Source organism: Kribbella antiqua (assembly GCF_004345665.1).
Lineage (GTDB): Bacteria > Actinomycetota > Actinomycetes > Propionibacteriales > Kribbellaceae > Kribbella > Kribbella antiqua.
This window is the reverse complement of record NZ_SLWR01000002.1, coordinates 701,120-721,377: the sequence shown is the minus strand read 5'-3', so window position 1 is coordinate 721,377 and position 20,258 is coordinate 701,120. Positions and strand designations below refer to the sequence as shown.

Below are 20,258 nucleotides of genomic sequence, written 5' to 3'. Positions count from 1 at the left end.
GAACATGTCTGCCCGTAGCAAGGCCCGCAAGCGCGCGTTGGACGTGCTGTACGAGTCGGAGGTCAGAGGTCTGCCGGTCGGCGGCACGCTGGCCGACCGGGTGGCCGACAACGATCCGCCGGTGAACGAGTTCACCGTGGCGCTGGTCGAGGGTGTCGCGAAGCACATCGACGTGATCGACGAGCTGCTGGAGACGCACTCGGTCGGCTGGTCGCTGGACCGGATGCCCGCGGTGGACCGCAACATCCTGCGGATCGGAAGCTACGAGCTGCTGTTCGACGACCAGGTGCCGGATGTGGTCGCGGTGAGCGAGGCGGTCACGCTGGCGCGGGATCTGTCCACCGACGAGTCGCCGGCGTTCGTGAACGGCCTGCTGGCGCGGTTACTGCAACTCAAGCCGACGCTCGGGATCTGAGCGGGCTGTGACTCTCTGGCCCGGTGACCGTCTCGGTACGGTCCCGGGCCGGCTCGTCGTCCCCGTGGTTGGTACGGCGCGGGGGAACGGCCCCGGCCTGCGACGGCAGATGAGGTGGTATCTGTCGCCTGGGTACTGCGTCGTACTTCGGTCGTGCTTGCTGGGTCAGTGAAGGCGGGCGGCCGCGGGCCAGCTGCTACGAGCCCCGACCGTCTCTGTTGCCTCCGTCAGGCGCCGGCCGCTTCGGACTCCTCGACGTCGCCCTTCGCCTCCGGGTTCAGTACACCCCAGGAGATGAAACGCTCGGTCAGAGTCGTCGGCGACTCGTCGTAGATCACGGCGAGGGTACGCATGTCGTCCTGCCGGATCGACAGCACCTTGCCGTTGTAGTCCCCGCGCTGAGCCTGGATCGTGGCCGCGTACCGCGTCAGCGGACCGGCCTCGCTCGCGTCGAGGTGTTGCAGGGCCTCCAGGTCGAGGATCAACCGGGGAGGAGCGGCAGCCGCGGCGGCCGCGCTGGCGGAACCGGGCAGCAACTCACGGATCGGCACGCCGTAGAAATCGGCGAGCTCGGCGAGCTTCTGGACGGTGACGGCTCGATCGCCGCGCTCGTACGAGCCGACGACGACCGCCTTCCAGCGACCCTTGGACTTCTCTTCCACGCCGTGCAGCGACAGTCCTTGCTGCTGGCGGATGGCGCGCAACTTGCCACCCAGTGTCTTCGCGTATTCGCTAGGCACGCTGGTTCTTCCCTCCAACTAGTTTCGTGGTGTCCGGCCCGCCGGAACGGGTCGGTCGGTGAAACCCCCCTCGGTTACACAGAGTAACAATATTCTGGGTCAGAGGCCAGCGTCAAGACGGCGTGTCACATCCGATACCATGTCAAGCGGTCCGAACGTCCTTTAAAGACCCGTCCAGAGAGGCGGGAAAGGAGGAACGGTAGCGATGAGCCCTGCCCAGAGCGCAGAGTCCCCAGGCGTAGCCCAGCCGCAGAACCCGGCGGCGCGCACGGTCCTGGACGCTTCCGACATTTCCCGGGCACTGACCCGGATCGCGCACGAGATCCTCGAGCGCAACCGCGGTGCCGACCCGGTCGTCCTGCTCGGCATCCCCACCCGTGGCGTCGGCCTCGCCGCCCGGATCTCGGCCCGGATCGCCGCGGTCGAGGGGCAGAGTGTGCCGACAGGGTCACTCGACGTGACGATGTACCGCGACGACATCGGTCTCAAACCACCGCGCGGCCTGGAACACACCGACATCCCCGCCGGCGGGATCGACGGCAAGGTCGTGGTGCTGGTCGACGACGTGCTGTTCTCCGGCCGCACCATCCGCGCCGCGCTGGACGCGATCGGCGACATCGGCCGGCCGCGCGCGGTCCAGCTGGCGGTCCTGGTCGACCGCGGCCACCGCGAACTGCCCATCCGCGCCGACTACGTGGGCAAGAACCTGCCCACCTCTCTGGTCGAGCGCGTCACCGTCCACCTGACCGAGTACGACGGAACCGACGCGGTGCTGATCGCCGACAAGACGAAGGTGGAGGCGTGATGAGGCATCTGCTGAGTGCGGGCGATCTGTCGCGCGACGAGGCCAACCTGATCCTCGACACGGCCGAGGAGATGCGGTCGCTGGCCGATCGGCCGATCAAGAAGCTGCCGGCGTTGCGCGGCCGGACCGTGGTGAACCTCTTCTTCGAGGACTCCACCCGGACCCGGATCTCGTTCGAGGCGGCCGCCAAGCGACTGTCGGCCGACGTGATCAACTTCTCGGCCAAGGGCTCCAGCGTGAGCAAGGGCGAGAGCCTGAAGGACACCGCGCTGACCCTGCAGGCGATGGGCGCTGACGGCGTCGTCTGCCGGCACGGCTCATCCGGCGCGCCGCATCTGCTCGCCACCTCGGGCTGGATGACCGGCTCGGTCGTCAACGCCGGCGACGGCACCCACGAGCACCCGACCCAGGCGCTGCTCGACGCCTTCACCATGCGCCGCCATCTCGGGTCGCTGGAAGGCCGCCGGATCACGATCGTCGGCGACGTCCTGCACTCGCGGGTCGCCCGGTCGAACGTTCTGCTGCTGTCCACACTTGGCGCCGACGTCACCGTGGTCGCGCCGCCGACGCTGCTGCCAGTCGACATGACGAGCTGGCCGTGCGCGACGTCGTACGACCTGGACGGCGCGCTGGCCAAGAGTGACGCGGTGATGATGCTGCGAGTGCAGCGGGAGCGGATGAACGACGCGTACTTCCCGAGCGCCCGCGAGTACACCCGCCGCTACGGGCTCGATGTGCACCGGATGGCGCAGCTGCCGGACGACGCGATCGTGCTGCACCCCGGCCCGATGAACCGCGGCATGGAGATCAGCGCCGAGGTCGCCGACTCCGCCCGGTCCGTGATCGTCGAACAGGTCACCAACGGCGTCGCCGTCCGGATGGCCGTCCTTTACCTGCTGCTGTCCGGCAGCAACGACACCACTGAGGAGCAGACCGCATGACCGCTTACCTGATCACCGGAGCCAAGATCGTTGGCGGTGACGTGGCGGATCTGCTCATCGAGAACGGCAAGATTGTTGCCGTCGGCACCAACCTCGACGCGCCCAAAGATGCCGAGACGATCGATGCGCAAGGGCTGATCGCGCTCCCCGGCTTGGTCGACCTGCACACCCATCTCCGTGAGCCTGGTCGGGAGGACGCCGAGACCGTGCTGACCGGCACGCGTGCCGCGGCGCTGGGCGGGTTCACCGCGGTGTTCGCGATGGCCAACACCGATCCGGTCGCCGACACCGCCGGCGTCGTCGAGCAGGTCTGGCGTCTCGGCCGCGACGCCGGCTACGCCGACGTCTACCCGATCGGCGCGGTCACGGTCGGCCGGAAGGGCACGCAGCTCGCGGAGCTCGGCGCGATGGCGGATTCGGCAGCCCGGGTACGCGTGTTCTCCGACGACGGCGACTGCGTGTGGGACGCCGCCTTGATGCGCCGCGCGCTCGAGTACGTGAAGGCGTTCGACGGTGTGATCGCGCAGCACGCGCAGGAGCCGCGACTCACCCAGGGCGCGCAGATGAACGAGGGCGCGCTGTCCGGCGTACTCGGCCTGACCGGCTGGCCGAGTGTCGCCGAGGAGGCGATCATCGCCCGCGACATCCTGCTCAACGCCCACGTCGGCTCGAAGCTGCACATCTGCCACCTGTCCACCAAGGGCTCGGTGGAGATCGTCCGGGCGGCGAAGAAGCGCGGGTTCGAAGTGACCGCCGAGGTGACCCCGCACCACCTGCTGCTGACCGAGGACCTCGCCGCCTCTTACAACCCGGTCTACAAAGTCAACCCGCCGCTGCGGACCAAGGACGACGTCGAGGCGGTCCGCGAGGGCCTGGCCGACGGCACGATCGACATCGTCGCCACCGACCACGCCCCGCACCCGGTCGAGGACAAGGACTGCGAGTGGAGCGCGGCCGCGTTCGGCATGCTCGGCCTGGAGACGGCGCTGAGCGTCGTCCAGCAGGCGATGATCGACACCAAGCTGATGACCTGGGCGGATGTCGCGGACCGGATGAGCTACCGGCCGGCCGCGATCGGCCAGGTCGGCGGCGAGCATGGCCGTCCGCTCGAAGCCGGTGCCCCGGCCAACCTGGTTCTGGTCGACCTGGCCGCCGAGCGGACCGTCGTACCGGGGGAGTCCGCGTCCCTCAGCAGGAACACGCCGTTCGACGGGATGACGTTGCCCGGCAAGGTGGTCGCGACCTTCCTCAGAGGTACGGCGACCGTCCTCGACGGAAAGCTGGCCCGGTGAAGGCCTTCCTGGGCATTCTCGGCACGCTGCTGGTCCTCGCGGCGGCCTACTACGGCATGTTCCGGGGCTGGCGGAACCGCCAGGCCCGGCAGGCCGACCTGGCACCGCTGCCCGCGGCGCCTGCAGATGACAAAACCAAGGGCGTGGAGGGCGTGTACGTCGCCACCACGACGGCCGGCGACTGGATGGACCGGATCGCCGTGCACGAACTGGGCGTCCGCAGTATCGCGGACCTGGCCGTCAGTGAGGCCGGCCTGATCTTCCACCGGCAGGGCGCGGCGGATGTGTTCATCCCCGCGGACCATCTGACCGGAGTCCGGACCGACCGCGGGATCGCCGGCAAGGTGACCGCGGAGAAGTCCGGCCTGGTGGTGGTCAGCTGGCAGCACGACGGCCGCGCACTCGACACCGGGTTCCGCCCCCGCCGGAAGGCAGACACCGCCCCCTTGACCGCATCCATCTCGACCCTGATCGGAGCCGAGCAGAAATGAGCCAGCCCGCATTGCTGGTCCTGGAAGACGGCCGGGCCTTTGCCGGTACGTCGTACGGGGCGACCGGCGAGACCTTCGGCGAGGCGGTGTTCACCACCGGGATGACCGGCTACCAGGAGACGCTGACCGACCCGTCGTACCACCGGCAGATCGTCACCCAGACCGCGCCGCACATCGGCAACACCGGCATCAACGACGAGGACGACGAGTCGCAGAAGATCTGGGTCTCCGGGTACGTCGTCCGCGACCCCGCTCGGGTCCCGTCGAACTGGCGCGCCAAGAGGTCCCTCGACGAGCAGCTGAAGGGGCAGGGCATCGTCGGGATCTCCGGCATCGACACCCGGGCGCTGACCCGCCACCTGCGCGAACGCGGCGCGATGCGGGCCGGGATCTCGACCGAGGTCCTCGACCCCGCCGCGCTGCTGGAGAAGGTGCTGCAGCAGCCGAAGATGGCCGGCGCGGATCTGGCCTCCGAGGTGACCACCTTTGAGCCATACGTCGTACCCGCGGAAGGCGAGAAGCGGTTCACCGTGGTCGCGCTCGACCTCGGCATCAAGTCGATGACGCCGAAGCGGATGGCCGAGCGCGGCATCGAGGTGCACGTCATGCCGGCGACCGCCTCGCTGGAGGAAGTACTCGCGGTCGACCCGGACGGCATTTTCATGAGCAACGGGCCGGGCGACCCGGAGACCACCGAGCACCCGACGACGCTGCTCAAGCAGCTGCTGGAGCAGAACAAGCCGTACTTCGGGATCTGCTTCGGCAACCAGGTGTTCGGCCGGGCGCTGGGGCTGGGCACGTTCAAGCTGAAGTACGGCCACCGCGGCATCAACCAGCCGGTGCTCGACCGGGCCACCGGCAAGGTGGAGATCACCGCGCAGAACCATGGGTTCGCGGTCGACGCCCCGATCGAGGAGACGGTCGAGACGCCGTACGGGACGGCCGAGGTGTCGCATGTCTCGCTGAACGACAACGTGGTCGAAGGGCTCCGGCTCACCGGCAGAGACGGCCGGGTACTCGCGTTCTCGGTCCAGTACCACCCGGAAGCGGCGGCAGGGCCACATGACTCGGCCTACCTGTTCGACCGGTTCGTCGAGTTGATGGAGGGGCGGGCCTGATGCCACGTCGTACAGACATCGAGTCGGTGCTCGTCATCGGCTCCGGCCCGATCGTGATCGGCCAGGCCTGCGAGTTCGACTACTCGGGGACGCAGGCGTGCCGGGTGCTGCGCGAAGAAGGCTTCCGCGTCGTCCTGGTGAACTCGAACCCGGCCACGATCATGACCGACCCGGAGTTCGCCGACGCGACCTACGTCGAGCCGATCACCCCGGAATACGTCGAGAAGGTGATCGAGAAGGAGCGGCCGAACGCGCTGCTCGCCACCCTGGGCGGCCAGACCGCGCTGAACGCGGCGATCGCGTTGCACGACAACGGCGTCCTGGAGAAGTACGGCGTGGAGCTCATCGGAGCCTCCGTCGACGCGATCCAGCGCGGCGAGAACCGGGAGTCGTTCAAGCACATCGTCGAGAAGCTCGGCGCGGAGGTCGCCCGGTCGCGGATCTGCCACTCGCTGGACGATGTGATGGGCGCGGCCGCCGAGCTCGGCTACCCGCTGGTGGTGCGGCCGTCGTTCACCATGGGCGGCGTCGGTTCCGGCATGGCGTACGACGAAGCCGACCTGCGCCGGATCGCCGGCGCCGGACTGGTCGCCAGCCCGACCACCGAGGTGCTGATCGAGGAGTCGATCCTCGGCTGGAAGGAATACGAGCTGGAGGTGATGCGCGACAAGGCGGACAACGTCGTGATCATCTGCTCGATCGAGAACGTCGATCCGATGGGCGTGCACACCGGCGACTCGGTCACAGTCGCACCGGCGATGACGCTGACCGACCGCGAGTACCAGGTGATGCGCGACCTGGCCATCGGCATCATCCGCGAGGTCGGGGTCGACACCGGCGGCTGCAACATCCAGTTCGCGGTGAACCCGGAGGACGGCCGGCTGATCGTGATCGAGATGAACCCGCGGGTGTCCCGGTCGTCCGCGCTGGCGTCGAAGGCGACCGGCTTCCCGATCGCCAAGATCGCCGCCAAGGTCGCGATCGGCTACACGCTGGACGAGATCCCGAACGACATCACCAAGCAGACCCCGGCCAGCTTCGAGCCGACGCTGGACTACGTGGTGGTGAAGGTGCCGCGGTTCGCGTTCGAGAAGTTCCCGGCCGCGGATGCCACGCTGACCACGCACATGAAGAGTGTCGGCGAGGCGATGGCGATCGGCCGCAACTACACCGAGGCCCTGCAGAAGGCGCTCCGGTCGCTGGAGAAGCCGGAGGCCCGGTTCTCCTGGAAGGGTTCGCCCGCGACCGAGCTCGAGCCGTTGCTGGAGGCAATCAAGACGCCGCATGACGGCCGGCTGCGGACCGTCATGGACGCGATCCGCGCCGGTGCTACTCCGGAGCAGATCTTCGAGGCGACTCGCATTGATCCTTGGTTCGTGGACCAGCTCTACCTCATCCACGAGACGGCACTGCAGGTCGCGGCCGCGCCGCGGCTGACGCCTGAGGTGATCAAGCTGGCCAAGCGGCACGGGTTCTCGGACCTGCAGCTGGCCGAGATCCGCGGGCTCACCGAGGACGTCGTCCGGGGTGTCCGGCAGGCGCTCGGGATCCGGCCGGTCTACAAGACGGTCGACACGTGTGCGGCCGAGTTCGCGGCCGAGACGCCGTACCACTACTCGTCGTACGACGAGGAGACCGAAGTTGCGCCGCGGGAGACCCCGGCGGTGCTGATCCTGGGCTCGGGGCCGAACCGGATCGGGCAGGGGATCGAGTTCGACTACTCCTGTGTGCACGCGTCGATGGCGCTGCGCGACGCCGGCTATTGCACGGTGATGGTGAACTGCAACCCGGAGACGGTCTCGACCGACTACGACACCTCCGATCGGCTGTACTTCGAGCCGCTCACCTGCGAGGACGTGCTCGAGATCGTGTACGCCGAGATGCAGGCCGGGCCGGTCGCGGGAGTGATCGTGCAGCTCGGCGGTCAGACTCCGCTCGGCCTGGCCCAGCGGCTCGCGGACGCCGGCGTACCGATCGTGGGTACGTCGCCTGAGGCGATCCACCTGGCCGAGGAGCGGGGAGCGTTCGGGAAGGTACTCGCGGACGCGTCGCTGCCGGCGCCGAAGCACGGTACGGCGCTGTCGGCCGAAGGAGCGCATGAGGTCGCCGAGGAGATCGGCTTCCCCGTGCTGGTGCGGCCGTCGTACGTGCTCGGCGGGCGCGGGATGGAGATCGTCTACAGCTCGGCCGAGCTGTCGGCCGCGTTGGAGCGGCTGGGTGGCGGTGCGGCCTTCGAGCATCCGGTGCTGATCGACCGGTTCCTGGACGACGCGGTCGAGATCGACGTCGACGGGCTGTTCGACGGCGACGAACTGTTCCTCGGCGGCGTGATGGAACACATCGAGGAGGCCGGGGTGCACTCCGGCGACTCGTCGTGCGCGCTGCCGCCGATAACGCTCGGGAACGCCGACATCGAGAAGATCCGGGCGTCGACCGAGGCGATCGCGCGCGGAGTCGGCGTACGTGGTCTGCTGAACGTGCAGTACGCGCTCGCCGGTGACGTGCTCTACGTGCTGGAGGCGAACCCACGCGCGTCGCGGACGGTCCCGTTCGTGTCGAAGGCGACCGCTACGCCGCTGGCCAAGGCGGCCGCCCGGGTGATGCTCGGGGCAACGATCGCTGAGCTGCGGTCGGAAGGCATGCTGCCGGCCGTTGGTGATGGTGGCACGCTGCCGGCCTCGACGCCCATCGCGGTGAAGGAAGCCGTGATGCCGTTCAACCGGTTCCGGACCATCGACGGCCGGTCGGTCGACACCGTGCTCGGCCCGGAGATGCGCTCGACCGGTGAGGTCATGGGCATGGACGACAACTTCGGTACGGCGTTCGCGAAGTCGCAGGCGGGTGCGTCGCAACCACTGCCGGGCTCCGGCAAGGTGTTCGTGTCGGTGGCGAACCGGGACAAGCGGCACATGATCTTCCCGGTGAAGCGGCTGGCCGACCTCGGCTTCCAGATCTACGCGACCGAGGGCACGGCCGACGTACTGCGGCGCAACGGGGTCGAGGCGGTGACGGTCCGCAAGAGCAGCCAGGGACCGGGCCCGAACGGCGAGCCGACGATCGTGCAGATGGTCCAGGACGGCGAGCTGAACCTGATCGTCAACACGCCGATCGGCATCACCCAGGGCGGTTCGCCGCGACTGGACGGGTACGAGATCCGGAGTGCGGCCGTGGCGCGGAACATCCCGTGCATCACGACGGTGCAGGGGCTGGCGGCCGCCGTACAGGGGATCGAGGCCCAGCAGGCCGGGGACATCGGCGTACGGTCGCTGCAGGACTGGGTGCCGCGGATCCGTGGTGACGTCGGTGTATAACAACGTCGTCCGGCCGGTGCTGTTCCGGCTGGGCAAGGGCGACGCGGAGGTCGCGCACGAGCGGACACTGCACGGCCTCCGCCTGCTCGGCCGCATCCCAGGTGCGGCCGCCGCTGGTGGCCGCCTGTTCGGCTCGGTCGCGCCCCGGACTGTCTTCGGTATCCGGTTCCCTTCGCCGGTCGGGCTGGCCGCGGGGATGGACAAGAACGGGGTCGCGCTGCCGGGCTGGCGGGCACTCGGGTTCGGGTTCGTCGAGGTCGGGACCGTGACGGCGCATCCGCAGCCGGGGAATCCTCAGCCGAGGCTTTTCCGGTTGGTCGAGCACGAGGCTGTCATCAACCGGATGGGGTTCAACAACCTTGGCTCGTCGGCTTTGGCGGATCGGCTTGCTGACTACGGCCCGCTGGGATACCCACTCGGGATCTCGATCGGCAAGTCGAAGGTCACGCCTTTGGAAGAGGCCGTCGAGGACTACGTGACCTCGCTGCGGCGGCTTTACCGGTACGGCGACTACTTCGCGGTCAACGTGAGTTCGCCGAACACACCGGGGCTGCGGGCGCTGCAGGATGCCGGCCACCTGCGTGAACTGCTGACCGCGTTGCATGCCGAGGCGGAGTCGCTGAGCGTGAGTGGGCTCCCGGGCAAGCCGATCCTGGTGAAGATCGCGCCCGACCTGTCCGCTCAAGCCATCGAGGAACTGCTCGCGGTCTGCACCGATGTCGGTGTCGCCGGGATCATCGCGACCAACACGACGATCGATCGACCTGCTGTCTCCTCGCACCCGCTCGCCGGCGAGACCGGCGGGCTGTCGGGCCGGCCGTTGACGGACATCGCGGCGAAGACCGTCGCGCACATCCACGCGGAGACGGCCGGCACGCTGCCGATCATCGGAGTCGGCGGCATCCTCGATCCGTGCGATGCCACGCGGCTCTTCGACGCCGGCGCCAGTCTGGTGCAGATCTTCACCGGGCTGATCTACCGCGGGCCCGGGCTGGTCCGTCAGATCAACAGGAGTTTGCCATGAGCAACGAACCGTTCGGCGCCAGGTTGCGGCGCATCATGGACTCGCGCGGTCCGCTGTGTGTGGGCATCGACCCGCACGCGCACCTGCTGGACGCGTGGGGCCTGCCGGACTCGCCGGAGGGCCTGGCGTCCTTCACGTACGGCGTGGTGGACGCGCTGGCCGATCGGGTCGCGGTGTTCAAGCCGCAGTCGGCGTTCTTCGAGCGCTTCGGGTCGGCCGGGATCGCGGTGTTGGAACAGGCGACGATCCGGTTGCGGGACGCGGGTGCGCTGGTGATCATCGACGCGAAGCGCGGCGATATCGGGTCGACGATGGCTGGCTATGCGTCGGCGTATCTGGCGGAGAAGGGGCCGCTGGCCTGTGACGCGCTGACGGTCAGCCCGTACCTGGGGTTCGGTTCGCTGCAGCCGGCGATCGACGAGGCGCGCGCCGCTGGTGCCGGTCTGTTCGTACTGGCGCTGACGTCGAACCCGGAGGGGCCGCAGTTCCAATCCGCCCGGACCGTCGACGGCCCGACGGTCGCAGGCGCGGTGCTGGACGGCCTGCGTGCGCTCAACGCGGACGCTGAGGTTCTTGGGTCGTTCGGTGCCGTGGTGGGCGCGACGATCGCTCCGACGGACGAGGACCTGGACATCAACGGCCCGCTGCTCGCTCCGGGGCTTGGTGCGCAGGGCGGTACGGCTGAGAGCCTGACGAAGGTGTTCGGCCCGGCCGTGCGGAACGTCATACCAGCAAGCTCCCGGGAGATCCTCGGCGCCGGCCCGTCGGCTGCCGCCCTTCAAGGCGCTGCCGATCGTGCAAATGACGCGTTCCGTGCGGTCCGGGGTTACTGACAAAGGCCCCTTGTGAGCGATAGAATATGATTTGCAGAAATTGCTGAATGGCGCGAGGAAATCTGGCGCCATTTGGTGTCTTTTTCTTGAGTTTCTTGGCCGTGGCGTGCGACTGTCGTCGGCATGTCTTCTGATTTCGTTTCCGGTCAGGAATTGAGTCGGCGGTTCTACTTGGAGGCGGTGCAGCCGCTGCTGGGGGATCTGCCGCGCACAGTGCGGCTCTGCTCGGGCGTGGCTCTGAGGTACTCGGGTTCGACGACGAGATGTCCGGGGACCACAACTGGGAACCTCGCGTCGTGTTGTTTGTGAACGACGATGAGGCCGCGGTGACCGAGCGCCTGCGGGCTTCGGTGCCGTCGACCTTCGATGGCCGCGACACCGAGTTCGGCGTACACACGCCGCGCGGGTACTTCCAGCAGCAGTTGAACTTCGATCTCGAGCAGGAGCTCGCGGCGCGGGACTGGCTGACCTTCTCCGAGCAGAACCTCTGCATGGTCACCGCGGGTGCGGTGTTCCACGACGAGATCGGGCTGGAGGCGGTGCGGGAGAGGTTCGCGTACTACCCGCGCGACGTCTGGCTGTATTTGATGATCGCGGCATGGTGGAAGGTCCACCCGGAGGTCAACCTGGTCGGCCGGGCCGGATTCGTGGGTGACGAGCTCGGTTCCGCGCTGATCGGGTCGCAGGTGGTGCACGGGTTGATGCGGCTGTGTTTCCTGCTGGAGCGGCAGTATGCGCCGTACTCGAAATGGTTCGGTACGGCGTTCTCGCGGTTGGAGTGTGGCGCCGTACTGTCGCCGATCTTGTCGCGGGTGCTTGCGGCCGAGTCGTGGCAGGCGCGCGAGGAAGCGCTGATGGCGGCGTACGACGTGGTGGCGGGCAAGCACAACGCGTTGGGGATCACGCCGCCGGTCGCGACCGAGGTGACGCGCATGTGGGAGTGGCCGTTCAAGGTGCTGTGGGGCGATTTCCCCGGCGCGCTGGCGAACGAGCTCAAGGACCCGGCGGTGAAGCAGATCGCCGAACGGTGGCCAGTCGGCGGCATCGAGCAGGTCAGGGACGTGCTGTGGTCCGGCGGCGACCGCCGGCGGCTGGTCGAGCTTCTCGATACAGCCGAGTGAGGAGCTCGACGGCTGCCTGAGTTGCCGGATGCGGGTCTTGGCGGTGCCATATGAGGTGTACATCGACGGGCGGCGCGTCACGCACCGGGCGGTAGACGACGCCGTCGCGGCGATAGTGCGTCACCGTCGCGTGCGGAGTCAGGCCGACACATCGGCCGGCTGCGATGAGGTCCAGCCAGTCGTCGACGTCCTGGGTGTACTCGAGCTTCGGTCGCGCGCCCTCGGGCCAGAGATCGACGGTCGTGCTTCCGGTACGGCGGTCGATGGCGAGCGTGCGGTCGCGGAGCTGCTCGAGGGCGACCGTGCGTTTCGTCGCCAGTGGGTCGTCGGCGGGGAGAGCGCAGTACCGGCGTTCCAGGCCGACTGTCGCATGGCCGAATCGCTTCAGGTCGACCTGACTTCGTACCACCGCCAGATCACAAAGACCTTCGGCCAGGCCGCCGGTGGTCGTGTTGGTCCGCACCAACTGCAACTCGACCCCTGGATGCTCCGCTGCCCATCGCCGCTGGAACTCCGCCGTGTGCCGGCCCATCGCCGACCATGCATGCCCGATCCGCAACCGCGTATGCCCGGTCGTTGCCTCCCGCACCAGCTCGTCGGCGTCGGCGAGAAGTTGCCGCGCCCTGGCCAGCACCTGGAGACCGGCCGTCGTCGGCGTGATCATCCTGCTGGTCCGATGCAGCAGCCGTATCCCGAGGATCCGCTCCAAACTCATCAGACTCCGTGACACCGCGGCCTGCGAAACCCCCAGCTCGATCGCCGCGTCGGTGAACGTGCCGGCGTCGGCGATCGCCACCAGACACCGCAGGTGCCTGAGCTCAAGATCCATAACTCCAGCGTATAGATCGGTCCGGCGATGCATTTTGCCCCGGCTTCTGGCGCGCGCACTCTCGTCCCATGACCACCACCAGCAGCGAATGTCGAGTCGTGGATTTTGGCAGCGGAAACCGGCTGCCGGAAGCAGAAATCCACGACTCGGCGAAGCGCTCCGGGCGGCTGCTGGGGGTGTTGATGATGTTGGGGAGTGGGTTGTCGACTCAAGTGGGAGCGTCGGTGGGAGCGCTGGGGTTTCCCGTGCTGGGGCCCGTCGGGGTGGTGGCTGTTCGGCAGTGGGTGGCCGCCGTGGTGCTGGTCGCCGTCGGGCGGCCGAACCTGCGGGCGATCAACGCGAGGCAGTGGCGGCTGGTGCTGGGGCTGGCTGTGGTCTTCGCGGTGATGAACTTGTCGTTGTACACGGCGATCGATCGGGTCGGGCTCGGCCTTGCCGTGACCTTGGAGTTTCTGGGGCCGTTGGCGGTGGCGCTGCTCGGCTCGAGGCGATTGATCGACCTGGTGTGTGCACTGGCCGTGGCGCCCGCGGTGGTGCTGCTGACCCGGCCGGAGGCGACGACGGACTACGCAGGCATCGGTCTGGGCCTGCTGGCCGCCCTCTGCTGGGCCTGCTACATCCTGCTCAACCGCCGCATCGGCCGGGAGCTGTCTGGCGTACAAGGCGTCGGGGCCGCGGCTGCGGTGTCCGGGCTGGCCTACGTGCCGATCGGCGTACTGATGCTCTTGCACCACCGTCCGACGCCTGTGGCCATCCTGTACGCCGTCGCGGCCGGGGTGCTCTCGTCCGCCGTACCGTTCCTGGTCGACATGCTCGTGCTGCGGCGGGTGCCGGCTCAGTTCTTCGGCGTGTTCATGAGCATCAACCCGGTGCTGGCGGCTGTCGTCGGTCTCGTCGTACTGGATCAGCGTCTCGGGCCGTGGGAGTGGTTCGCGATCGGGGTGATCGTCTGCGTCAACGCGGTCGCGCTGTCGGCCGGGCGACGTCGTACATCACGGGCTGGTTCCAGTCGGCGGGTGCGACCTTCTTCACGGCGTGCCTTGCCCGGCCTTGACCCCGCGGTTCGGAAGGGTGTCGGGGACGACGGGGAGAGATGGACTTCCCGCGCGGAAGAGTAAGGAACGGAATGCGTAAGGTTGCGGCCCTCGCGGCGGTAGTGACGATGAGTCTCGGTACGTTGACGGCGTGCTCGGGCGGTGACTACTGCAGCGAGCTGCAGAACTATGCCGAGGCGGTCAAGAACCTCGACATCAAGGACACCGCCGCGGTCGACAAGATGCGCGAAGAGGCCAAGAAGCTGTCGAAGTCGGCGCCGGACGACCTGAAGGACGACTGGAAGATCGTCCTCGACTACTCCGAGAAGGCGAGCGAGGCCAAGGGCGACACGGGCAAGCTCAGCGAGCTGGCCAAGAACGACGGCGAGAAGATCGCCGCCGCCTCCCAGGCCATCGCCAAGCATGCCAAGGACACCTGCAAGGTCGACATCGACGGCTGACGCCGGCCAGGGCAGTCACCAGACGGGCACGAAAAGTATCGGTTTCGGATCGTTTGGTGACTGCCGGTAGCGTCGGGGTCAACACCCCCGAGGATCGACCCCGAGGATGATGACTTTGAAGCGCACACTCGCCACCGTCGCGACCCTGATCGCCGGCACCGCCACGTTGACCGCCTGCACCGAGGAGCAGGCGTACTGCGTCGACCTCGCCGGGTACGCCGCCGAGTCGGTGAACGTCAACCCGCAGAACCCGGCCGACTACGTGAAGATCCTGGAGAGCGCGAAGAAGCTCCAGCAGTCCGCGCCGGACGAGGTGAAGGACGACTGGGGGACCGTGGCGAAGTTCGCCGAGAGCGCGCAGAAGGCGGGCACGGACCGTGTCGAACTGGCTCGGCTGAGCAAGCAGACCGGCACGGTGATGGCGGCCTACAAGACGATCAGCACGCACGCGAAGGACTCCTGCAAGGTCGACGTCCCGGCGCTGAACTGACCGTCGTAGGGCGGGCGGCGGCACGCGGCACGGAAGACGGCCGCGCTGAGGGCTGACGGTGGCCGAAGCCGTGTTAGGTTCCCTTGCGAAGGCTTACAACGGGAACAGGTGAAACGGTGCCACTTCCTTCTTTGACCCCGGAGCAGCGAGCGGCGGCTCTGGATAAGGCCGCGGCGGCGCGGCGCGAACGGGCGGAGATCAAGAACCGGATCCGGCATTCGGGGGCGTCTCCGACGGAGGTGCTCCACGAGGGGCAGACCAACGACGTGATCGGCAAGATGCGGGTCAGCCAGCTGCTGCAGTGCATCCCCGGCGTGGGCAAGGTCCGCGCGCAGCAGATCATGGAACGGGCCGGGATCTCCGAGACGCGCCGGGTGCGCGGCCTCGGTTCGAACCAGATCGCCGCCCTCGAGCGCGAATTCGCCGAGTGAGTGCAGGGTGAGCCAGACCGAAACGCTGGCCGGCTCGTTGGACACTGGTGTGACGATGACCACGCACGGGACGGACGAGACGATGGCTCCGCGGCAGACCCCGCCAGGCACGACCGCGGCCGGGGGCGCCCGGCTGACCGTGCTGGCCGGGCCCACGGCGGTCGGTAAGGGGACGGTCGCGGCGGACATCCGCGAGCGCTACCCCGAGATCTGGATCTCGGTGTCGGCGACGACCCGGAAGCCGCGGCCGACCGAGGTGCACGGCGTGCACTACCTGTTCGTGTCGGACGCCGAGTTCGACCGGATGATCGCCGACGGTGAGCTGCTCGAGTGGGCGGTGGTGCACAAGGCGGCCCGGTACGGGACGCCGAAGCAGCCGGTGCTGGACAAGCTCGCCGAGGGCCGCCCGGCCCTGCTCGAGATCGATCTGCAGGGCGCCCGCCAGGTGCGCGAAACGATGCCGGAGGCGCAGTTCGTCTTCCTCTCGCCGCCGAGCTGGGACGAACTGGTACGACGGCTGGTCGGCCGCGGCACCGAGACGGAGGAGGAACGGGCGCGCCGGTTGGAGACCGCGACGCTCGAACTGGCCGCCGAGAAGGAATTCGACGTGACGATCGTGAACGCCTCCGTTCGGGAGGCGGCCGATCAGTTGGTAAAGTTGATTCGATCACCCTCCATCTCTGGAAAGAGCTGAACTTGTCTGGCAACCAGCCCGTCGCCATCGGCATCACCTCGCCGCCGATCGACGACCTGCTCACCCACACCGACTCCAAGTACAAGCTGGTGCTGTACTCGGCCAAGCGGGCGCGGCAGATCAACGCCTACTACTCGCAGCTCGGCGAGGGCCTGCTCGAGTACGTCGGCCCGCTGGTCGAGACGCACGTCCAGGAGAAGCCGCTGTCGATCGCGATGCGCGAGATCAACGAGGGCGTGCTGACCTGCACGGACATCGACCCGGAGGCCGAGGCGGAAGCCGCGGCGGCGGAGAAGTCTCAGTAGCCACCCGTACGACGACCGGGAACGGAGTTCGCGCAGATGTCCGCAACCGGTGACCAGACCCCCGGCGACCACGTCCCGGGGGCTGTTGTCGTGCCCAAAGCCCGGCCGAACGTCGTACTCGGCGTCGGTGGCGGGATCGCGGCGTACAAGGTCTGTGATCTGCTGCGGCGGCTGACCGAGTCCGGGCACAGCGTGCGCGTGGTGCCGACCGCGGCCGCGCTGGACTTCGTCGGCGCGGCGACCTGGGCGGCGCTGTCCGGGCAGCCGGTGACGGCCGACCCGTTCGACGATGTGCACGAGGTGCCGCACGTCCGCATCGGCAAGGCCGCCGACCTGGTCGTGGTCGCGCCCGCGACGGCGAACCTGATCGCCAAGGCCGCGCACGGTCTCGCCGACGACCTGCTGACCAACACTCTGCTCACCGCGCGGTGTCCGATCCTGTTCGCGGCCGCGATGCACACCGAGATGTGGGAGCACCCGGCGACCCAGGCCAATGTGGCGACGCTGAGGTCGCGCGGGATCACCGTGCTCGACCCCGCGGTCGGCCGTCTGACCGGCGCCGACACCGGCCGCGGCCGGTTGCCCGAGCCGTCCGAGATCTTCGCGATCAGCCAGCTGATGCTCGCCGACGAGGCCGCCCGTGCCGCGGGACAGTCCGTCGCCGACCTGACCGGCAAGCACGTGCTGATCAGCGCCGGCGGCACCCGTGAACACCTCGACCCGGTCCGCTACCTCGGCAACTCCTCGTCCGGCAAGCAGGGCTACGCGCTCGCCCGGATCGCCGCCGCCCGCGGCGCCAAGGTCACCTTGGTCGCGGCCAACTCCGAGCTGCCCGACCCGGCCGGCGTCCAGGTCGTCCCGGTCACCAGCACCCGCGACCTGTACGACGAGATCACCGGCCGCGCGGGTGACGCGGACGCGATCGTGATGGCGGCGGCCCCGGCGGACTTCCGGCCGACCGACATCGCCGAACACAAGATCAAGAAGACCGCCGACGGCTCGGTCCCGGCGGTCAACCTGGTGCAGAACCCTGACATCCTGCACACCATCTCGCACGACCGCCGCCGGGCCGGCCAGGTCATCGTCGGCTTCGCCGCCGAAACCGGCGACGCCGAGCACAGCGTCCTCGAGCTGGGCCGCGCCAAGCTCGAACGCAAGGGCTGCGACCTCCTGGTCGTCAACGACGTCTCCGGCGGCAAGGTCTTCGGCAGCGACACCAACGAAGCCGTAATCCTCGACCGCACCGGCAACGCCCTCCCCGTCCCCTCAGGCAGCAAAGACGCATTGGCGGGTGTCATCTGGAACCTCGTCGCCACCCACTGGCACTAGCGGCCAGAACCTGTCCGCTTCTTCTCCTACCGTCAGTCCTATGAAGATCTCGTGGCGGGACGTGGTCGCTCGGCGGATGCGGCGGCATTGGCTGACTGAGCCGGCTGGTGCGGCGGTGGACGTCGTACGGGCGATCTGTGGGGCGCATGCGCAGGTGTTGTCGGCGGGGGAGACCTCCGTCGCGCTGCGGGTGGATGGGGCGACGCGGGAAACGGTTCAGCAGGCAGATGGCCTGGTGAAGACGTTCGGGCCGCGCGGGACCGTTCATCTGCTGGCGTTGGACGACCTGCCGTTGTGGACCGGCGCTCTGTCGGCTCTGCCCTCCGGCCAGCAGGTGCCTGAGGTCATGCGGATGACCCCTGACCAGAAGGCTCAAGTCATCGAGGCGATCGGTGACGCACTGGCGCACGACGACCTCACCGTCGACGAGCTCACCGAGGAGGTCGTACGGCGTACTGGCTCGTGGGCGGGTGATCTCGTGATGCCGGCGTTCCAGACCTACTGGCCGCGGTGGCGGCAGCTGATCCCGGACGCGGCCAACGCCGGAGTCCTCTGCTACGGACCCAACCGCGGCCGCAACACGACGTACTCGAATCCGCATCGCTTCAAGCCCTTCGAGCCGCTGCCCGGCGAGAAGGCGCTCACCGAGCTGCTCCACCGCTATCTCTACGCCTACGGCCCCGCGACCCCGCAGCAGTTCGCTCGCTGGCTCAAAACGACGCCCGGGTTCGTCAAGCCGTACTTCACCGACCTCCCGCAAGTAGAACTCGACGGCCAGCCCGCCTGGCTCGCACCAGGCGACGAGGAGTTCAGCGACGAGCCGGCCCGCGGCATCAGACTGCTCCCGTACTTCGATGCGTACGGCGTCGGCAGCTACCCGCGTGAACTCCTCTTCCCCGGCAAGGCGTTCACCAGGGCAACCGCGCGCGGCCAGGCCGGCAACTACCCGCTACTGCTGATCGACGGCATCGTCGGCGGCGTCTGGCACCACAAGAAGTCCGGCCGCAAGCTCCAGATCACGGTCGAGCCACTGACCGCACTGAACCGATCCCGGCTCAAGCAACTCGACGCCGAGGCCGCCCGGCTGGGCGAGATCCTGGATGCCACACCCGCCCTGACGGTCGGCAAGGTCGAGGCCGGGCCACACGCGTGACCCGAACCCGCGTAGTGTGGACGCACCGCTGAGCGCGGTTGTCCATATTGTGGCGGGCAATCTCACGAAGCGGATGAAATCGGAGCGTCCCGGCGACTCTGGCCGAAACTGCTGGCATACTGCCCAGATGCATCGCTTTCGCCGATGCATGTGGGGGGATCGCGCGGCCCGGCCAAAGTGCCGTGACGTGCGGCCATAAGAGGAAATCCGAGGGAGAACTGTGGCGAGGCGCCTTTTCACGTCCGAGTCGGTGACGGAAGGTCACCCGGACAAGATCGCTGACCAGATCAGCGACTCCATCCTCGACGCGCTGCTGGCCGAGGACCCGAAGAGCCGGGTAGCGGTCGAGACCCTGGTCACCACGGGTCTGGTCGTCGTGGGCGGCGAGGTCACGACCAAAGCGTATGTCGACATCCCGGGCATCGTCCGGAGCCGAATCCTGGAGATCGGGTACGACTCGTCGCTGAAGGGCTTCGACGGCGCCTCCTGTGGTGTCACCGTCGCCATCGGCAGCCAGTCGCCCGACATCGCCCAGGGCGTCGACACGGCGTACGAGACCCGGTCGGACTCGTCCACCGACGCGCTCGACCTGCAGGGCGCCGGCGACCAGGGCCTGATGTTCGGCTACGCGTCGAACGAGACGCCCGAGCTGATGCCGCTGCCGATCACGATCGCGCACCGGCTGACCGCCCGGCTGTCCGAGGTCCGCAAGGACGGCACGATGGCGTACCTGCGGCCCGACGGCAAGACCCAGGTCACGGTCGAGTACGACGGTGACAAGGCGGTCCGGATCGACACCGTCGTGGTGTCCAGCCAGCACGCGGCGGACATCAGCCTGGACTCGATGCTGACGCCGGACGTCAAGAAGCACGTGGTCGACCCGGTGCTCGAGCAGTTCGACATCGACTCGACCGGGTACAAGCTGCTGGTCAACCCGACCGGGCGGTTCGAGGTCGGCGGCCCGATGGGTGACGCCGGTCTGACCGGCCGGAAGATCATCGTCGACACCTACGGCGGCATGGCGCGCCACGGTGGCGGCGCGTTCTCCGGCAAGGACCCGTCGAAGGTCGACCGGTCCGCGGCGTACGCGATGCGCTGGGTGGCGAAGAACATCGTCGCCGCCGGGCTGGCGGACCGGGCCGAGGTGCAGGTCGCGTACGCGATCGGCAAGGCCGCGCCGGTCGGCTTCTACGTCGACACGTTCGGGACCGAGACGGTGCCGGTGGACAAGATCTCCGACGCTGTCCTCGAGGTGTTCGACCTGCGTCCGGCCGCGATCATCCGCGACCTGGACCTGCTCCGGCCGATCTACGCCCAGACCGCCGCCAACGGCCACTTCGGCCGCTCCGGCGAGGACTTCACCTGGGAGCGCACCGACCGCGTCGAGGAACTGAAGGCCGCGGTCAACAAGTAACACCAGTTGTCCACAGGCGGGCGGCAG

Annotated in this window: 21 protein-coding genes; 19 read left to right on the top strand and 2 right to left on the bottom strand. The window is 68.3% G+C overall.

Annotated features, from left to right (window positions below; genetic code table 11):
* The first annotated feature begins 4 nt into the window (after window positions 1-4).
* A complete protein-coding gene (gene nusB / locus EV646_RS09255) occupies window positions 5-415 on the top strand; it encodes a transcription antitermination factor NusB (protein ID WP_132145977.1) in 411 nt (136 codons plus the stop codon).
* 227 nt (window positions 416-642) lie between these two features.
* Here the strand turns inward: nusB and bldD are convergent, their stop codons facing one another.
* Complete coding sequence (bldD, locus tag EV646_RS09250; protein ID WP_026163359.1) at window positions 643-1,155, bottom strand: transcriptional regulator BldD; 513 nt, start codon at window positions 1,153-1,155, stop codon at window positions 643-645.
* A gap of 205 nt (window positions 1,156-1,360) precedes the next feature.
* Between bldD and pyrR the strand changes: the two genes are divergently transcribed.
* The 9 genes from pyrR (at window position 1,361) to EV646_RS09205 (ending at window position 12,091) form a co-directional block, all read left to right on the top strand.
* The gene (pyrR, locus tag EV646_RS09245; protein WP_132145975.1) at window positions 1,361-1,960 is read left to right on the top strand and encodes a bifunctional pyr operon transcriptional regulator/uracil phosphoribosyltransferase PyrR; all 600 of its coding nucleotides are present in this window, start codon (window positions 1,361-1,363) and stop codon (window positions 1,958-1,960) included.
* Window positions 1,960-2,901, top strand: a complete 942-nt coding sequence (locus tag EV646_RS09240; RefSeq protein WP_199236887.1) for an aspartate carbamoyltransferase catalytic subunit — start codon at window positions 1,960-1,962, stop codon at window positions 2,899-2,901. The genes pyrR and EV646_RS09240 overlap by 1 nt, the downstream gene beginning before the upstream one ends.
* A complete protein-coding gene (locus tag EV646_RS09235) occupies window positions 2,898-4,193 on the top strand; it encodes a dihydroorotase (protein WP_132145971.1) in 1,296 nt (431 codons plus the stop codon). The genes EV646_RS09240 and EV646_RS09235 overlap by 4 nt, the downstream gene beginning before the upstream one ends.
* On the top strand, window positions 4,190-4,684 hold the full coding sequence (locus EV646_RS09230) for a PH-like domain-containing protein (RefSeq protein ID WP_132145969.1): 495 nt from the start codon (window positions 4,190-4,192) through the stop codon (window positions 4,682-4,684). Before EV646_RS09235 ends, EV646_RS09230 begins: the two co-directional genes overlap by 4 nt.
* Window positions 4,681-5,802 carry a glutamine-hydrolyzing carbamoyl-phosphate synthase small subunit gene (gene carA / locus EV646_RS09225; RefSeq protein ID WP_132145967.1) on the top strand — a complete coding sequence of 374 codons (1,122 nt, stop codon included), beginning with the start codon at window positions 4,681-4,683 and terminating at the stop codon, window positions 5,800-5,802. Before EV646_RS09230 ends, carA begins: the two co-directional genes overlap by 4 nt.
* Entirely contained in the window at window positions 5,802-9,113 is a 3,312-nt protein-coding gene (gene carB, locus EV646_RS09220; protein ID WP_132145965.1) for a carbamoyl-phosphate synthase large subunit, read from the top strand. The genes carA and carB overlap by 1 nt, the downstream gene beginning before the upstream one ends.
* Window positions 9,097-10,137: a quinone-dependent dihydroorotate dehydrogenase gene (locus EV646_RS09215; protein ID WP_199236886.1), complete on the top strand. Its 1,041-nt coding sequence runs from the start codon at window positions 9,097-9,099 to the stop codon at window positions 10,135-10,137. The genes carB and EV646_RS09215 overlap by 17 nt, the downstream gene beginning before the upstream one ends.
* Window positions 10,134-10,970, top strand: a complete 837-nt coding sequence (pyrF, locus tag EV646_RS09210; protein WP_132145963.1) for an orotidine-5'-phosphate decarboxylase — start codon at window positions 10,134-10,136, stop codon at window positions 10,968-10,970. Before EV646_RS09215 ends, pyrF begins: the two co-directional genes overlap by 4 nt.
* A 305-nt stretch (window positions 10,971-11,275) precedes the next feature.
* On the top strand, window positions 11,276-12,091 hold the full coding sequence (locus tag EV646_RS09205; protein WP_199236885.1) for a DUF4037 domain-containing protein: 816 nt from the start codon (window positions 11,276-11,278) through the stop codon (window positions 12,089-12,091).
* On the opposite strand, the gene EV646_RS09200 is transcribed toward EV646_RS09205, so the two are convergent.
* Entirely contained in the window at window positions 12,024-12,920 is an 897-nt protein-coding gene (locus tag EV646_RS09200; protein WP_132145961.1) for a LysR family transcriptional regulator, read from the bottom strand. The genes EV646_RS09205 and EV646_RS09200 overlap by 68 nt on opposite strands.
* A 68-nt stretch (window positions 12,921-12,988) precedes the next feature.
* On the opposite strand from EV646_RS09200, the gene EV646_RS09195 reads away from it, so the two are divergent.
* The 9 genes from EV646_RS09195 (at window position 12,989) to metK (ending at window position 20,231) form a co-directional block, all read left to right on the top strand.
* Entirely contained in the window at window positions 12,989-14,038 is a 1,050-nt protein-coding gene (locus EV646_RS09195; RefSeq protein ID WP_199236884.1) for an EamA family transporter, read from the top strand.
* 8 nt (window positions 14,039-14,046) lie between these two features.
* Window positions 14,047-14,415, top strand: a complete 369-nt coding sequence (locus EV646_RS09190; protein ID WP_132145959.1) for a hypothetical protein — start codon at window positions 14,047-14,049, stop codon at window positions 14,413-14,415.
* 106 nt (window positions 14,416-14,521) lie between these two features.
* Window positions 14,522-14,905: a hypothetical protein gene (locus tag EV646_RS09185; protein ID WP_241995642.1), complete on the top strand. Its 384-nt coding sequence runs from the start codon at window positions 14,522-14,524 to the stop codon at window positions 14,903-14,905.
* A gap of 116 nt (window positions 14,906-15,021) precedes the next feature.
* Window positions 15,022-15,336 carry an integration host factor, actinobacterial type gene (mihF, locus tag EV646_RS09180; RefSeq protein WP_132145957.1) on the top strand — a complete coding sequence of 105 codons (315 nt, stop codon included), beginning with the start codon at window positions 15,022-15,024 and terminating at the stop codon, window positions 15,334-15,336.
* An 82-nt stretch (window positions 15,337-15,418) separates the two neighbouring features.
* Complete coding sequence (gene gmk / locus EV646_RS09175) at window positions 15,419-16,030, top strand: guanylate kinase (protein ID WP_241995667.1); 612 nt, start codon at window positions 15,419-15,421, stop codon at window positions 16,028-16,030.
* A 2-nt stretch (window positions 16,031-16,032) separates the two neighbouring features.
* On the top strand, window positions 16,033-16,335 hold the full coding sequence (rpoZ, locus tag EV646_RS09170; protein WP_132145955.1) for a DNA-directed RNA polymerase subunit omega: 303 nt from the start codon (window positions 16,033-16,035) through the stop codon (window positions 16,333-16,335).
* 36 nt (window positions 16,336-16,371) lie between these two features.
* Window positions 16,372-17,664: a bifunctional phosphopantothenoylcysteine decarboxylase/phosphopantothenate--cysteine ligase CoaBC gene (gene coaBC / locus EV646_RS09165; protein ID WP_241995641.1), complete on the top strand. Its 1,293-nt coding sequence runs from the start codon at window positions 16,372-16,374 to the stop codon at window positions 17,662-17,664.
* A 40-nt stretch (window positions 17,665-17,704) separates the two neighbouring features.
* Window positions 17,705-18,817: a winged helix DNA-binding domain-containing protein gene (locus tag EV646_RS09160; protein ID WP_132145953.1), complete on the top strand. Its 1,113-nt coding sequence runs from the start codon at window positions 17,705-17,707 to the stop codon at window positions 18,815-18,817.
* A gap of 220 nt (window positions 18,818-19,037) precedes the next feature.
* Window positions 19,038-20,231 (top strand): methionine adenosyltransferase, encoded by a 1,194-nt coding sequence (metK, locus tag EV646_RS09155; RefSeq protein ID WP_132145951.1) that lies wholly within the window; start codon window positions 19,038-19,040, stop codon window positions 20,229-20,231.
* Window positions 20,232-20,258: the final 27 nt, after the last annotated feature.

Coding starts and splice junctions, on each gene's coding strand:
- nusB (WP_132145977.1), top strand. CDS start 5: ATGTCTGCCCGTAGCAAGGCCCGCAAGCGCGCGTTGGACGTGCTGTAC.
- pyrR (WP_132145975.1), top strand. CDS start 1,361: ATGAGCCCTGCCCAGAGCGCAGAGTCCCCAGGCGTAGCCCAGCCGCAG.
- EV646_RS09240 (WP_199236887.1), top strand. CDS start 1,960: ATGAGGCATCTGCTGAGTGCGGGCGATCTGTCGCGCGACGAGGCCAAC.
- EV646_RS09235 (WP_132145971.1), top strand. CDS start 2,898: ATGACCGCTTACCTGATCACCGGAGCCAAGATCGTTGGCGGTGACGTG.
- carA (WP_132145967.1), top strand. CDS start 4,681: ATGAGCCAGCCCGCATTGCTGGTCCTGGAAGACGGCCGGGCCTTTGCC.
- carB (WP_132145965.1), top strand. CDS start 5,802: ATGCCACGTCGTACAGACATCGAGTCGGTGCTCGTCATCGGCTCCGGC.
- pyrF (WP_132145963.1), top strand. CDS start 10,134: ATGAGCAACGAACCGTTCGGCGCCAGGTTGCGGCGCATCATGGACTCG.
- EV646_RS09200 (WP_132145961.1), bottom strand. CDS start 12,920: ATGGATCTTGAGCTCAGGCACCTGCGGTGTCTGGTGGCGATCGCCGAC.
- EV646_RS09195 (WP_199236884.1), top strand. CDS start 12,989: ATGACCACCACCAGCAGCGAATGTCGAGTCGTGGATTTTGGCAGCGGA.
- EV646_RS09190 (WP_132145959.1), top strand. CDS start 14,047: ATGCGTAAGGTTGCGGCCCTCGCGGCGGTAGTGACGATGAGTCTCGGT.
- EV646_RS09185 (WP_241995642.1), top strand. CDS start 14,522: ATGATGACTTTGAAGCGCACACTCGCCACCGTCGCGACCCTGATCGCC.
- gmk (WP_241995667.1), top strand. CDS start 15,419: ATGGCTCCGCGGCAGACCCCGCCAGGCACGACCGCGGCCGGGGGCGCC.
- coaBC (WP_241995641.1), top strand. CDS start 16,372: ATGTCCGCAACCGGTGACCAGACCCCCGGCGACCACGTCCCGGGGGCT.
- EV646_RS09160 (WP_132145953.1), top strand. CDS start 17,705: ATGAAGATCTCGTGGCGGGACGTGGTCGCTCGGCGGATGCGGCGGCAT.